The sequence below is a fragment of the Hominimerdicola alba 8 genome, from assembly GCF_000178155.2.
Lineage (GTDB): Bacteria > Bacillota > Clostridia > Oscillospirales > Ruminococcaceae > Hominimerdicola > Hominimerdicola alba_C.
On the sequence record NZ_ADKM02000008.1, the window covers coordinates 19,787 to 34,802 of the forward strand.

The 15,016-nt window shown below is 47.0% G+C and carries 10 protein-coding genes; 7 read left to right on the forward strand and 3 right to left on the reverse strand.

Annotation, left to right across the window (positions count from 1 at the left end; all coding sequences use genetic code 11):
* Positions 1-201: 201 nt before the first annotated feature.
* The 3 genes from CUS_RS20260 to CUS_RS00200 all read right to left on the reverse strand — a co-directional run bounded on the left by CUS_RS20260 (position 202) and on the right by CUS_RS00200 (position 5,446).
* Positions 202-759 carry a hypothetical protein gene (locus tag CUS_RS20260; RefSeq protein ID WP_037275799.1) on the reverse strand — a complete coding sequence of 186 codons (558 nt, stop codon included), beginning with the start codon at positions 757-759 and terminating at the stop codon, positions 202-204.
* 29 nt (positions 760-788) lie between these two features.
* Positions 789-4,484, reverse strand: a complete 3,696-nt coding sequence (locus CUS_RS00195) for a non-ribosomal peptide synthetase (protein ID WP_002846809.1) — start codon at positions 4,482-4,484, stop codon at positions 789-791.
* A 395-nt stretch (positions 4,485-4,879) separates the two neighbouring features.
* Complete coding sequence (locus CUS_RS00200) at positions 4,880-5,446, reverse strand: flavodoxin family protein (RefSeq protein WP_002846858.1); 567 nt, start codon at positions 5,444-5,446, stop codon at positions 4,880-4,882.
* Between the two features lie 429 nt (positions 5,447-5,875).
* Between CUS_RS00200 and CUS_RS00205 the strand changes: the two genes are divergently transcribed.
* The 7 genes from CUS_RS00205 to CUS_RS00235 all read left to right on the forward strand — a co-directional run bounded on the left by CUS_RS00205 (position 5,876) and on the right by CUS_RS00235 (position 14,995).
* Complete coding sequence (locus CUS_RS00205) at positions 5,876-7,234, forward strand: MATE family efflux transporter (RefSeq protein ID WP_002846825.1); 1,359 nt, start codon at positions 5,876-5,878, stop codon at positions 7,232-7,234.
* 188 nt (positions 7,235-7,422) lie between these two features.
* Positions 7,423-8,532, forward strand: a complete 1,110-nt coding sequence (locus CUS_RS00210) for a helix-turn-helix domain-containing protein (protein ID WP_002846872.1) — start codon at positions 7,423-7,425, stop codon at positions 8,530-8,532.
* A 284-nt stretch (positions 8,533-8,816) separates the two neighbouring features.
* Entirely contained in the window at positions 8,817-10,292 is a 1,476-nt protein-coding gene (locus tag CUS_RS00215; protein WP_002846860.1) for a cellulase family glycosylhydrolase, read from the forward strand.
* 180 nt (positions 10,293-10,472) lie between these two features.
* Complete coding sequence (locus CUS_RS00220) at positions 10,473-11,486, forward strand: LacI family DNA-binding transcriptional regulator (protein ID WP_002846786.1); 1,014 nt, start codon at positions 10,473-10,475, stop codon at positions 11,484-11,486.
* A 265-nt stretch (positions 11,487-11,751) separates the two neighbouring features.
* Positions 11,752-13,092, forward strand: coding sequence for an ABC transporter substrate-binding protein (locus CUS_RS00225; RefSeq protein WP_002846871.1), 1,341 nt, complete (start codon positions 11,752-11,754; stop codon positions 13,090-13,092).
* A gap of 80 nt (positions 13,093-13,172) precedes the next feature.
* Complete coding sequence (locus tag CUS_RS00230; RefSeq protein ID WP_002846820.1) at positions 13,173-14,138, forward strand: carbohydrate ABC transporter permease; 966 nt, start codon at positions 13,173-13,175, stop codon at positions 14,136-14,138.
* Complete coding sequence (locus tag CUS_RS00235; RefSeq protein WP_002846836.1) at positions 14,135-14,995, forward strand: carbohydrate ABC transporter permease; 861 nt, start codon at positions 14,135-14,137, stop codon at positions 14,993-14,995. Before CUS_RS00230 ends, CUS_RS00235 begins: the two co-directional genes overlap by 4 nt.
* Positions 14,996-15,016: the final 21 nt, after the last annotated feature.

Sequence of the window (15,016 nt, forward strand, 5' to 3'; positions counted from 1 at the left end):
AACATCCCAATTTGGTTGTGTATTGTTCCCCCGCCTAAGGCGGGGGAACAATACGAAAGAACAGCCATTTTGTATCATCAGCAATACACATTAAAACTGGGAGTACAGAACTTAAGGTGGTTGGCGTATATATCCTTTTATTCACCGCATTTTCAGCAGGTATGCTAAAGGGATAGTCATATTTTCATATTTCAGGTATCATCATTCGGTGATAGTCAGCCCAAGCCGCTTAAGTTCACAGCAGAAGTCCTGCATATCTTTATTTGAATTTTCACTTACGAAATAAATTCGCAGTTCCATCAGTTCGGAACTTAATACAAATCGCGGACATTCGGCAGAAAACTCACTTTTGAACTCAGTAAAGTCTTCAAAAAAGAAAGTCGCATAGTCTTTGAAAACTATCATTTTGCTGTCAATTGTCTTGATGTCCGCATAGTTCTTTTTAAAAGGTTCCCAGTATTTGAATTTATATCCGTCCTCAGGTTCACCGATTGGATAGCCCAACTTTTCGGTCAGCTTTGAAGTCAGTTCGCCGTACCACTTTTTCCACATATCATCGGGCATCTCACCGCTTATCTGTATACCACTTGGCTCGACCGAAGCACAGAGTTCTGTACCATCGCCTTTCCATGTGGGACATCCGTTTTCAATGCCGTACCAATAACCCATCGAGCGATAGACCTCATCTATTATTTTCCATACCTCTTCGGGTGCCGAATAGTGTATATTCAGGCAGATATCCCGCTCCACATGTATCATCTCCTTTTATTTCGTCAGCAGAAAGCTGTTCACTCAAGCCATTTTCTTATTTCTTCCATTATATCCTCCGCACTCTTGTCACTTGGGTCTATGGGCTTGCCGAAAGATATGCTCAGCGAATATCGGCACAGCTTTTCTTTATCAAAAATATGCGGATACTGCCTGTTCACGGGAAATATCTGACCCGCGCCGACTATCTTTACAGGCACCGTCTTCACGCCTGTCTTTTTTGAGATAAGCGCCGCGCCATGCCTTAGTCTGCCAAGCCTGCCGCTGCGTGTGCGTGTCCCCTCAGGGTGTATCAGAAGCAGCCTGCGCTTTTTCAGCACAGCAGCCGCCCGCGCCAGTGCAGGCGCAAAATCGCCCTTTCGGTCGATGGGGATGCCGCCTGTGACACGGAAGATAAAACTTTTCAGCTTGTCATCAAGATGTTCCTGCGTTATCAGCGCACAACTCTCGCAAAGGTGAAATTTTCCTCGCAGTGCCGACAGCACCCACATGCAGTCAAGGTCGCTCTCGTGGTTCGGGCAGATGATATACCGCCCGCCGTCAGAGAGGTTTTCAAGACCCTTTACCTCAAATCGGTAGAGCGCTTTCGTCAGCTGTGCAAAAGCATCAAAAAACATAAGTTCACGCACTCTTCGCTGCTGCGGGAAAAGTCTGTACTTCTCCTTAAGCTGCTGCTCAGCTGCCGCAAGACCTTTCTCTTTATCCGCCGCCTCACACAGCCGCCTTACTGTTCTGCGTTCATACACGCTCCTTACCGAGAAATATATCCCTCTTTCCTCTGCAAGTGATGCCATTTCCATAGCACCGAAACTGTCACCGCCCAAGTCAAAGAAGTCGTCATCAGCCCCCACCTTTGGAACTTTCAGCACTTCAGCCATTATGGAGCACAGCTGCCGCTCCGCTTCGTTTTTCGGTGCGGAGTATTTTTGTATCGGCATTTTGGGTGAGATATCGGGCAGTGCTTTTCTGTCCAGCTTGCCGCTGTTTGTCATGGGCATTTTTTCAAGCCGCATAAAGTGATTCGGCACCATATAAGGCGGCAGCTTTGTATGAAGATACTTGCGCAGCGCCCGTTCGTCCACTGCTTTTTCAGAAGTGTAAAAGCCTGCCAGCTGTTCGTTTTTGCAGTTTACCGCCGCCAGACCTATCCCCTCAAATGAGCAGATGGCGCACTCTATCTCACCAAGTTCTATACGAAGTCCCCGCAGTTTTATCTGAAAATCACGCCTGCCGAAGAACTCGACCGAACCATCTGCCCGCATAAGCCCCATATCGCCTGTTCGGTACATTCGCCCGCCGCTGAAAGGGTCATCGATGAAGCGCTCTTTGGTCAGCTGCTCATCAGTCAGATATCCTCTGCTGACCCCATCGCCCGCAATACATATCTCTCCCACTGCCCCCACAGGCATAAGCCGGCATTCAACATCGAGAATGTAGATCTTAGTATTGGCTATCGGTCTGCCGATGGTGATATCACGCATATCTGCTTTAGTAAGCGAAGACCATACCGTTGTTTCGGCAGGACCGTAGATGTTATATATATCAGCATTTGTGTGCTGTTTCAGTTCGTCCACCAGCGAAGAAGGCAATTCTTCGCCGCCCAGTATTATCTTGTTAAAACTCCTGAGATAGCCAAGTTCTTTTTTATCCAGCATGAACCCACGCATTTTTGTCGGGGTAGTCTGCAATATCTCAGGGCGGGCATCACAGACCAATTTGCTCAGCTGACGCTGTGACACAGCCTGTTCATCATCTGCAAGAATAACAGTGATGCCGTTAAGCAGTGCCATTATGCTCTCTGTCACAAATATGTCGAACACGAAGTCAGTCACAGAAACTATGCTTTTTTCGTTCTTTATCACTCTGCCGCAGAGGTTGTATCTGTTCTTTGCGCAGTAGTTCATCACATTGCGGTGTGTGACCGCAGTCGCTTTTGGCTTGCCTGTCGAACCCGATGTGAATATCACATAACAGAGATCGTCAGCGCTGTTTTCATACTGCGTAAAGGCAGTTTTGCGGCTGTAATCGAAACTATCAAGTGCAATACCCTCAGCGTTTTCAACACCGAAGTTCAGCATGAACTTTGCACCCACGCTCTCGGTCATAAACCTGACCCTGTCAGCAGGCAGTTCGGGAGATATGGGCATATATGCCGCGCCTGTCTTCAGCACCGCCAGCATTGCCGCTATGATATGCGGATCTCTGCGGGCTGTTATCGGCATGATATCTCCACGCCCGATGCCCTTTTCTTTAAGATATGCCGCCAGCCGATCTGACATTTCATCAAGTTCTCTATATGTGTACCCCTTGCCGTGAAATACAAGCGCTGTCTTGTCGGGAAGCGACTTCGCTGTTTCCGCAAATGCAGAATGTACGCACTTGTCCCTATTGTATTCGGCATCGGTCGCATTGAAAGTATTTACAAGCAGTTCGTGCTCACTCTTCGGCAGAACAGATATCTCACCGACCGCTTTATCCCCTTTCACCATCTGCGATATGATGTGCTTTATCCGCTCTGCCAGCAGACTTATCTCGCGGCTGTCGCGGAAAACTTCCGTCTGATAGTCAAAAGTGAGGGTACAGCTGCCATTGCTGTCACGGTCATCTATATGCAGTGCCAGCGGCAGTTCGGAACAGCCGTTTGAGAACCACTCTGTTCTCGCAGGCACATCAGTGCGGGTATTCTGAAAGCTGACTATCACATCAAAAAGCCGCCCTGTTACACCTGCCGCCGACTTTATCTCCTTGTAGGGCAGTTTTCTGCGGCGATATATCTCATGGTGCGCGGCAAAAATTCTTTTGCAGAGGTCAGCAGCGCTGTCGTCCTCTCTAACCATGACAGTCAGCGGAAGTGTCATGATATACATGCCTGCGGTCTTTTTTTCATCGGCGGTGCTTCTGCCCAGAACAGGTACACCGATGGTGACAACTTCTGCCGAATTTATCCTTGCAAGATATAACAGCACAGCGCTCTCAAAAAGCGCCGCAGGAGATACCTTGTTCTCAGCACAAAATCTCTCTGCCGCCGAATACTTCTCCGCTGAAAGATAAGTGATATATCTTTCGGCAGATATGCCCGCATCATTACTGCGGCAGGCTCTTATCGGCGCTGACTTGATGCTGTCGGCATACTTTTTCTTCCAGTAGCTTATGTCAGCATCATGCTTTTGTGACTGCATATATGCGCAGTACCTTTCTGCACTGCGCATATAGCTGTACACATCATCGCTCACAGCTTCGCCCTTGTGTATCTGCTCATATATCCTGTAAACATCGTGCGCCAGTATATTGTAACTCATGGCATCAGCGATGAGGTGAGAACAGCAGAGCACTATACCGCTCTGCTGCGGAAGTTCAAAGACAGTCAGCCTGTACATTCTACCGCCGTCAGTGTCAAATCGTCTGCGTGCTTCAGCGCGGCAGAATGTGCGCATCTCCTCCACTGAGGAGAAACATTCAAAGCCTGTCACGCACTCTTCATCACTGACAAACTGCCTGATGCTGCCGCCGTCAGCACAAAACCGCAAACGCATAGCCTCCTGCCGACAGACAAGTTTTTTCAGTGCTGTAAATAGTGTATCTCTTTCAAGCTTCTCACCGAATATTATCGCACCGCAAAGCGTTGATATACTGCTCTCGCTGTAAAAGACCTGCATCTCAGCGATATTTTTCTGAGCAGGGGTAAGGGGATATGACCTATAGTTCTCAGCTGTCATTTTTGCGCTCCTTGATACGCCGTATAGCGTTTTTTTAATATGACTATCCCTTTAGCACACCAGCTGAAAATGCTGTAAACAAAAGGATAATTGAGCGCCCCATATCTTTCCCCCGCCTGTGGCGGGGGAAAGATATACGCCAACCACCTTAAGTTCTGTAAAACCGCCGTTTTTGTGGTGTGTCAGCGGGATAACCACGTTTTTTAATTATACCACCATCACCGATATATGTCAATCGACACTTCTCAGGTGCGTTGAGATTTCTCACGCCGTCAGCAAACGGCAACTTACGATAAAAAAGCCTTATCCCATGTCACAGTGATAAGACTATTTCAGTGTGCTGGCTCATCTTGAGCATTGCCGATGCTTTCGACCCTCCCGCTCTGTTCAGTATATCAGTACTGCACGCTGTCCGTTTGACAGACAGCTTCACCGAGAGCGCGTGCCTCCTCGCATTCGGGGATATCTTTCATGTCCATGTCGTCAGTGTGCAGCATGGCAGCTTTACCAAGATTTTTCCATGCAAGACGCTTCATCATATAATCAAAATGCCCGTAAATAAGTTCAGGGTGACTTCCGCCCGCCGCTACCAGCAGAGCGCCGCCCCTGCCTTTACCTATCAGTTCACTTCTTTCATACTCTGCCAGTGCCCATAACCTGTCAATGACATTTTTCAGCAGACCGCTGTAATCCCAGAAAAACAGCGGAGTCGCAAAAACGATGGTGTCTGCCTTGCGAAATTCTTCATAGACGATATCCATGTCATCGCGCTGTACACAGGGGTGCGCCCTGTCTTTACCGCCTTTAAGACAGCCGATGCAGCTATGGATATGAAGTCTGCTAAGTTCAAGTACGCGGACGGTATTCCCGCCTTTTTCAGCGCCTTTGCGAAATGACTTTATCATCGCCGCCGTGAAAGCATCTACTCTTGCAGAACCGTTCAGAACAAGAATATTTGACATTACTGTACCTCCCGTTAATATATCCTGTTGATGTCCTCTGTTCAGATTATACAACTACTATCTCCCGATGTCAAGCGATAAAGCCGCCAACTATCGCTGATGCTCACTGAAAGGCTGTTTGGTACGGTTTGTCAGCGGAATGACCACATTAAAATATGCACAAAATATTCGGAAAAAAATCGGTGGATTTTTAATTGTGCAAAAATTGAATTTTTTTGCTATATTGAATGACATCAGCGTTGTACGAAGCCTGACATCTGCAAAAAAATGACCATTTTTCAGGGCTTGATGCGGATCCATCATCATATGTTCAAGGAAAATGGCTCAACGTTGAAAAATAGGGCAAAATATGGTATAATAATGCAGTAATATTCGGATAAGCTGCGGTTGATATCAGCCGCAGCTTGTTCATGGTATGGAGATGTTAAAATGAATAAGAACATGGATATGCTTCATGGCACCATCGGTGACAAGCTGATGACCTTTGCACTCCCGCTGGCTGCAACAGGTATTTTGCAGCAGCTTTTCAATGCTGCTGATATCGCAGTGGTAGGACGCTGCGTCGGCAAAAATGCGATGGCGGCTGTGGGCAGCAACACCCCTGTAACAGCGCTGATACTCAGCCTTTTCACAGGTATCTCGATAGGCGCGAATGTCGTCATATCAACGCTTATCGGTCAGCGCAAGCCCGAAAAAGTCAACAAGGCGGTACACACCGCACTGCTGTTCGCATTTGTGGGCGGTGTGATATTCGCATTGATATGTGAACTTCTGTCGCGGCAGATACTCAGCCGCATGTCGATACCCGATGAAGTATTCGGCATGGCACTGCTATACTTCCGCGTTTATGTGGCAGGCATGCCCGTAATACTGCTGTACGACTTTGCCTCAGCGGTATTCCGAAGTCACGGCAACACCCGCACACCGCTGATATGTCTGCTGACATCGGGTGTAATAAACGTTCTGCTGAACCTGTTTTTCGTGCTGGTGCTGAAAATGACAGTCAACGGCGTGGCGCTGGCAACTGTCATATCAAACCTGATAAGTTCGGTGCTGCTGATATTCTTTCTCATGCGCGAAAAATCGGAGATACACTTCTCATTCAAAAAACTCGGAATCGACAAAAAGCAGCTCAGCATGATGATCAGCATCGGACTGCCTGCGGGCATTCAGGGCATGGTATTCGCCATTTCCAACATAATAATACAGTCCTCGATAAACAAGCTGGGCAGCGATGTCATGGCGGCATCATCGGCGGCATTCAACATCGAGATATTCGCCTACTACATACTCAATTCCTTCGGGCAGGCGTGTACGACATTCGTGGGGCAGAATTACGGTGCAAAACAGCCCGAAAGGTGCATAAAAGCTACAAAGATAGCGCTGGCGCAGGACATGGTCATCACAGTGGTGATGTCAATGCTGATACTGCTGGCAGGCAGACCGCTCTTATACATTTTTAACTCGAATGAAGCAGTAATATCTGTCGGCATGATACGAATGAAGTACGTACTGCTGAGTGAGGGCATAAATGTCATCATCGAGATAATGTCAGGTTGCATGCGCGGTTACGGACGCTCTTTCATACCTGCGCTGATATGCACAGCAGGCATCTGCGGTGTGCGAATAACATGGGTCTACAAAGTGTTCGTTCACCACAAAACATATGCCACACTTCTTAAAGCCTACCCCCTCAGCTGGGCAGCGACCTGTGCGGCGCTGGTCATAGCGTACACTATACTGCGCAGAGTAACGATGAAAGATTTCTTTGAGGGAAAATCAGCCTGAACTACACAAAAAACATTGCATGCAAAAAACATAACGATCGGCATACCTGCCATGTTCAGGTATGCCGATTTTGCAAATCAAAGCAGCACTATACTCAAACTCCACAAATACTTCCTTGTCAAACTGATACAAATGCGTTATAATAATATCAACAAAAGCGCTTTTGAATTTGACAAGGAGTGATAATAATGACAATCGGAGCAACTATCAAACAGCTCAGGCAGGAGCAGGACATAACACAGGAGCAGCTTGCCGATGCCCTCGGCATAACATCACGGGCAGTGAGTCAGTGGGAAACAGACAGAACAGCACCCGATATTTCCCAGCTCCCTGCACTTGCCAATTTCTTTGATGTGACTACAGACCATTTGCTGGGGGTGGATATAGCACGCAAGGAAGAGGAAATTGGTAAGATACTAAAACGGGTAAACGGTTTTCAGGAGCAAGGCGATCATGAAGCTTCGGCTAAATATCTCAGGGAGCAGCTGAAAACATATCCCAACGAGCCAGATCTGCTTACTAACCTTGCATCTGCTTTGCAGACTTTTTATTTTCATCAGGGAAAGGCAGACACAGAGGAGCTAAAAAAAGAAAAGTCGGACGAAATAATAGCCCTATGCGAAAGGGCGCTTAAATACTACAAGCCTACCGATGACAATAACTTCACAAAACAGGTGCTTATCGGGCAATACGTATATTATCTGCACGATAAGGAAAAGGGTGAAAAGCTGGTCATGTCGCTGCCCAATGTATATTGCACGAGAGAAAGGTTTTTAGCCGATCTTTACGAGGGAAAGGAAGCCCTTGCACGCAGGCAGTCGGCTTTGCTTTGGAGCATGACACAGATGATGCACCGTCTGTTTTGGGAAATATCCCGTGATGATCTCTACACCTATGAACAGAAAATTGAGATACTAAAGGCAGATGATGCGTTGACAGAGCTGATAACAGGCGGAAAGCCAAACTTTTTCCACGGCAAGCTATCGGTCAATGCAGCAACGCAGGCAGAGCTATACTTAAAGCTTGGTGATAAAGAAAAAGCTCTCGATATGCTTTGGTCTTCATACCACCATGCCGATAGCTACGAGAACCGTTTCGCCGGAGCAAAATATTCTCCCTGCTGGCTTAGCGAGATGGACGACGATCAGATAAAAGTCCTCAAAATGGAACCTAAAACGATTTTTGATACCATATATGAGATAATCACAAAGCCCGACAACAAATTCTGCGAAACACTTGCCGGCAACGAACGCTTTGAGCTGCTTGTGGAAAAGCTGAAAGAAAAGATAAGCAAATAACAGACTGCGTCATACCTGCTTTGTGCGGGTATGCCGCATTATCTTTTACCCGATGAAGAATAAACTAATCGGTGTAAGATAGTCACATTTCCGAAAATCTTTGTACCAACCGACAAATTATCATGCTATGATTTGTTTATGCCTACAAAACTCAAAGCGTGTATACGTTTACATTTAAAAAGTCCATTGACTTAAATTTAATCATGTGTTAGATTAAATTTAATGAAACGTTTCAGAACCACAAGCAAACGATAGATCGACAAAACCGAAAGGAAGCGAAAACAATGGTCAATATGCAGACGAATATCAAGGCTGTAAAGCGCACAGCAGCAGCAATGCTGTCAGCGATGCTGCTGGCATTATCCATGCCCGCAGTCCCCGCAGATGCGGCATCGAACGGGTTTTATGTCAGCGGTACAAGCATCAAAGATGCTAACGGAAATGACTTCGTTATGCGCGGCGTAAATATCGCCCACGCATGGTACAGTTCATACACTTCGACCTCTATTAAAGGCGCAGCTGACAACGGCGCAAACACCGTCAGGGTAGTAGTTGCCGACGGCAAGAAGTGGTCAAAAACTTCAAAGAGCGACCTGCAAAACATAGTAAACGAATGCAAAAAGAACGACCTTGTGTGCATACTGGAAGTTCACGATGCCACAGGCAGCGACAACACATCAGACCTCAATGCAGCCGTTAATTACTGGATAGAGAACAAAAGCGTACTTCAGGGCAACGAGAAGTATGTTATACTCAACATAGCCAACGAGTGGTACGGCAGCTGGAATGGCTATTCATGGGCTGAGGGCAATAAGTCTGCGGTGAAAAGCATAAGAAATGCAGGCATCAACAACATGATAATGGTCGATTGTGCAGGCTGGGGACAGTACCCCGATTCCATCAAGGACTACGGCAAATCTGTGTTCAATGCCGACTCGAAGAAAAATACAGTGTTCTCAATACACATGTACGAGTACGCCGGAGGTAATTCAAGCACTGTCAAAAAGAATATCGACAATGCACTGGGTATAGGCGTGCCTGTCGTGATAGGTGAATTCGGCGGACAGCACACCAACGGCGATGTAGATGAAGCGACTATCATGAGTTACTGCACACAGAAAAATGTCGGCTATCTCGGCTGGTCATGGAAAGGCAATGGCTCCGACCTTTCATATCTTGATATCGCAAACGACTGGTCAGGCACTTCACTTACCTCATGGGGCAACACCCTGATAAACGGCAGCAACGGCATAAAGAAGACCTCAAAGAAATGCTCGGTATTCACCGGAAGCAGTTCTTCAAGCAGTTCTTCATCGAACAGTTCATCATCGGGAAACGCCTCGTCATCAAGCAGCAGTTCATCATCAAGCAGCGGCGACCCTTATGTTTCGCTGTTCTGGGGACAAAGTTCAGCCGGCGCATGGGGTCAGCCTGTATCCGTCATGACCACGAAGAACGGCGGCAGCTTTGATGCAGCCAATATCAAGAAAAACGGCTACTTCTACGTTGAATACACCAACAGCAACCGTAATCAGATAGAACTTATACTGCAAAGCTGGAGCGGCGGCAGCGGATGGGCAAAAGTACAGGCTTATGAATTCGGCAGCGCGAACGGTCACAGCTATGCCAAGTTCTCTTACAATGACTGTGTGAATGCTTTCGGTACAAGCAATTTCAGCAGCTACCTCGATCAGATACATGTAGGCTGCATGAAGAACACCACCACAGTATACTCGGTATGCTACTGCTATCCGAATTGACCTTATCAGAGCGGTTCTGTAAAGAGCCGCTTTTTTATGCAGAAAAAACCGTTGCTGACACAGAGGTTTGATAATATTTATTCAAATCTAAATATTGACTATTTGTAATCAACATGTTATAATAAAAATAATAAGCTGTGCCGAAGCATAATCCTATAACAGACGGTACAGCTGATAACTATGTCAGCAGGGGTGATAGCTACGGCTAAAGGCGTAACACTTGGGGATATCGCAAAGGCTTGCGACACCAGTATCGTGACCGTTTCAAAGGCACTGACAGATAAAAAAGGTGTCAGTGATGAACTTCGCAGAAAGATAAAAGCGACCGCCGAAGAGATGGGCTATGTTTCATCGAGGGCGGCAAATATAAAGAACAACCACATTGTCGGCGTTGTGATACCCGAAAAATTCATGAACCCCAACGGTTCATTCTACTGGGCGCTCTATAACGACCTTGTCAAGCAGTTCAGTGCAGAGGGGTATTACTGCCTGATAGAACAGATATCGCAGGAGGACGAGGACAAGCTGGTCATGCCGAAATTGGTCATGGACGGCACCGCGTCATCGGTCGTGTCGCTGGGTCAGCTGAGTCGTGAATATGCGGCAGAACTGGTGCGTAATATGCCAAATCTGGTGTTGCTGGACTACTACATCCACGGACTTGAACTTGATTCGGTGACCACAGACGGTTACGGCGGCGGGTATGAACTGACTTCATATCTCTGCGAACTCGGTCACAGAAATATCGGCTATATCGGCACTGTCAAAGCGACCAGCAGCATTTTCGACAGGTACATGGGTTACATGAAAGCCATGATAGACAACGGTCTTGAAGTGCGAAACGAATGGACGCTCGATGACCGTGACTACCGCGATTTCATAAAGATAGCATTCCCCGACGAATTGCCGACAGCATTTGTCTGCAACTGCGATGAAGCCGCGTTCCACACCATTCGTCAGCTGGAAGAGCGAGGTCTGCGTGTACCTGAGGATATTTCGGTGGTAGGTTATGACAACTACCTGATATCAGAGATATCAAAACCGTCCATAACGACAATAAACGTTAATTCTGTGAAGATGGCTGCCGAAACTGTCAGGATACTGCTCAACAGGATAGAATTTCCTGACAGCGACAAGATAAATGTCAAGATAAGCGGTGAACTTATCATTAAAGACAGCGCGAGAAAAATTTAAGATACTGATATGCAAGGGGCATCGCTGCGGCGGTGCTCCTTTTGTCTTTATTTGGATAAATTGACTGTAAACGAATACATTGTTTGTGGAATATGCACAACGATAATACAAATTAATTATCCTTTGCAACAAAATTTAATTGTTAAATAAGATAATTTTATTCAAACTATTGACTAATCGTTAGCTAAGTGATATACTTTGTTTCAAGATAATTAAATCTCAGCAAGAGATTAATTTTTAACCAACATAAATGGAGGATATCACTATGAACAAGAAGAGGATAATTTCAGCGATGCTGGCATGTGTTGTTTCTATGAGCGCTGCAGCGGCACTTTCGGGCTGCGACAGCAGCAGCGAGGGCAGCAGCGGCAAGTCTGCAAAAAAATCTGAGGACGGCAAAGCAGTGCTGGAAGTGCTGACACACCGCACCGACCGTGTAGATGACGGCAGCCTTGATGAAATGACTAAGGCTTTCGAGGAAGAAAACAACTGTGATGTGCAGTATGTAGCATATCAGGATTACACAGGCACCATAGCAACAAGAATGGGTACTGATGATTACGGCGATGTACTTATGATACCCGATGATGTTGAACTTAAAGACTTGGGCAATTTCTTTGAACCTCTCGGCACTTACGATGAGATGAGCGCTACCTACCGCTGGGCAGACAGAAAAATGGACGCTGATAAGAATGTGTACGGCATAGCTTACGGCGGCAACGCTGTCGGTGTGCTTTATAACAAGAAAGTCTGGAGCGATGCAGGCATAACCGATTTGCCCAAGACCCCTGATGAATTTCTGGCTGACTTGCAGCTTATCGCTGACAAGACAGATGCTATCCCCTACTACACACAGTACGCCGATGCAAGCTGGACTATCACCCAGTGGCAGAGCCTTGTACTTTCCGCAACTGGCGACCCTGAGTACGAGAACAAGCTGCTTACCGACAAACTTGACCTCTTTGCAGAAGACGGCGGTTACTACCCTGTTTATAAGCTGATGTTCGACCTGTTCTCCACACCTTCGGTAATAGAAGAAGACCACATGACCACCGAATGGGAGTCCTCAAAAGTCTGGATGGGCGAGGGCAAGATAGGCACTATGATGATGGGTTCGTGGGCGATAGCACAGTTCCGTGAGCAGGCTGAGAACCCCGATGACATCGGCTACATGCCTGTGCCGATAACTGCCGCCGACGGCAAGCAGTACGCCGAGACCGCTCCCGATTACTGCGTTGGCGTTAGCAAACACGCTGACAACAAGGAACTTGCAAAGAAGTATGTCGAGTGGTTCACAGGCGAGTCGGGCTTCGCTGAGAAAGAGGGCATGATACCTGCAAAGAAAGATTCCGCACTGCCTGACAACCTTTCAGAATTTGAGAACGCAGAGTTCTTTGAAAAGGCTGCCACCCCCGAAGAACTGGTGGGCAAATTCAACGAGATCGACACCAAGTCGGGCGTTGGCGTTTACAACGGTGATACCGACAACTTCAAGATAAAGCTCGCAGAGGCAGCATTTGCAGGCAAGGGCGAAGACGAGTTCAAAGCGATAATCGCTGCCGAGAACGAGAAGTGGGCAGCCGCAAGAGATGAGATACTGGGTTAAATTTCCACTTATTTTCCTATTTTTTACCCTAATAAGCGGACGGTCAGACCGTCCGCTGCTGTTTTGCAAAGGAGTTATCTATGAAGACCAAAAACGGCAGAAATGTCGGCTTCGGGCAGTGGCTCAGGACATATGAGGGTCAGAAGCTGTACGTTTCTATTTTATTTTTATTGATACCGCTGGCGCTGCTTGTGCTGTTCACCTTTGTTCCTGCCGTGAATATGGTGGGATACAGCTTTCAGGAACGCGACCAGTTCGGGGTAGACCCGAAATTTGTGGGATTTGAAAACTACAAGACCATTTTCACAAACCCCGACTATTTCATAACTTTCAAGAACAGCCTGTACTATCTGGCAGGTTCGTTCGTACAGCAGATAGTAGCACTGCTGGTGGCATCTATACTCTGCTCGAAAATAAGGGCGAAAGGCTTTTTCAAGGGCGTGCTGTTCTTTCCGTATCTTATGAACGGCGTAGCTGTCAGCATAATCTTCCTGCGATTTTTTACAAAGGGCAATCCCCCGCTGACGCAGGAAGGCACACTGAACAGTGTGCTGGCGCTGTTCGGCGCTGAACCTGTTCGCTGGTTCGACCCCGCAAACACCTTTCTTGTGAATTGCTGTCTGGTGTTCGTGTCCATATGGAGATATATCGGCTTCGATATAATCATGTACATCGGCGCGATACAGTCCATCAGCCCCGACCTTTACGAGGCATCTAACCTTGACGGCGCAAACCCATTCCAGCAATTCCGCTACATCGTATTTCCCAGCATAAAGCCTATAGTTTCGCTTCAGCTGATACTGGCAGTCAAGGGCGCGATATCGGTGTTCGAGATACCATACATCATCACAGGCGGAAATTACGGCAGTTCGACATTCGTCATAAAAACGATCGAAACTGCATTCAAGAAAAAGCAGGTGGGACTTGCCTGCGCTATGGCGGTAGTACTGCTGGTAATAATCATCGTGGTGACGCTGATACAGAAGTACTTCTTCCGCGAGGGCGATGACAAGCCTGCAAAGTCCACCAAAAAGGAGGCGGCATGATGAACAGCGAAGCACAGAAAAAGCCTGTCTACATCTCACAGATAGTCATTAAGATACTTTCATATGCAGTTCTCATCTGCGGGTGTCTTATGGTGCTGATACCGATAGTCGTGATACTGCTGGGTGCTTTTAAGGACAGCAAGGAGTTTGCCAACTCAGGCGTGTTTGAAATGCCAAAGTCCTTTGCTTTTGACAATTTCAAGACTGCATTCTTCGAGGGCAAGGTGATGCGCGGACTCTTCAACACATTCATCATCATCGTCATCTCCTGCTTTGGCACCATACTTACAGGTACCATGACAGCTTTCATAATACAGCGCTTTGACAGCAAGATGACCCGCCTGATAAAAGGCGCTTTCCTGCTGGCGACACTTTTGCCGAATATCTCTATGCAGGTAACTGTTTTCCAGATAATCAGCAAGATGGGGCTTTATAACACAATGGCTGCCCCGATAATCCTATATGTGGGAACAGACATAATCTCGATATACATTTTTATGCAGTTTCTCAGCCAGATACCCGTATCGCTGGACGAAAGCGGTATCATGGACGGTGCAAGCTATCCGAGGATTTATTTCTCGATAATTCTGCCCAACCTGAAACCTGCGATCGCAACGGTGCTGATAATCAAATTCGTCAGCATTTACAACGACTTCTACACCCCACAGCTGTACATGCAGGACGAAAGCCTTCTGGTAGTATCGACAGTTCTGTACAAGTACATCAGTTCCACCAAAATACAGTGGGAAGTGGTGTTCTCCGGCATAATACTCTGCATAATACCCACACTGCTGATATTCCTGTTCTTGCAGAAATACATCTACAGCGGTCTGGTATCGGGTGCAGTAAAAGAATAGACTTCCACAAAAGATATCATA

Bases quoted from the DNA above. Each gene is read 5' to 3' on its own strand.
- CUS_RS00200 (WP_002846858.1), bottom strand. From the start codon at position 5,446: ATGTCAAATATTCTTGTTCTGAACGGTTCTGCAAGAGTAGATGCTTTC.
- CUS_RS00195 (WP_002846809.1), bottom strand. From the start codon at position 4,484: ATGACAGCTGAGAACTATAGGTCATATCCCCTTACCCCTGCTCAGAAA.
- CUS_RS00230 (WP_002846820.1), top strand. From the start codon at position 13,173: ATGAAGACCAAAAACGGCAGAAATGTCGGCTTCGGGCAGTGGCTCAGG.
- CUS_RS20260 (WP_037275799.1), bottom strand. From the start codon at position 759: ATGATACATGTGGAGCGGGATATCTGCCTGAATATACACTATTCGGCA.
- CUS_RS00220 (WP_002846786.1), top strand. From the start codon at position 10,473: ATGTCAGCAGGGGTGATAGCTACGGCTAAAGGCGTAACACTTGGGGAT.
- CUS_RS00225 (WP_002846871.1), top strand. From the start codon at position 11,752: ATGAACAAGAAGAGGATAATTTCAGCGATGCTGGCATGTGTTGTTTCT.
- CUS_RS00235 (WP_002846836.1), top strand. From the start codon at position 14,135: ATGATGAACAGCGAAGCACAGAAAAAGCCTGTCTACATCTCACAGATA.
- CUS_RS00215 (WP_002846860.1), top strand. From the start codon at position 8,817: ATGGTCAATATGCAGACGAATATCAAGGCTGTAAAGCGCACAGCAGCA.
- CUS_RS00210 (WP_002846872.1), top strand. From the start codon at position 7,423: ATGACAATCGGAGCAACTATCAAACAGCTCAGGCAGGAGCAGGACATA.
- CUS_RS00205 (WP_002846825.1), top strand. From the start codon at position 5,876: ATGAATAAGAACATGGATATGCTTCATGGCACCATCGGTGACAAGCTG.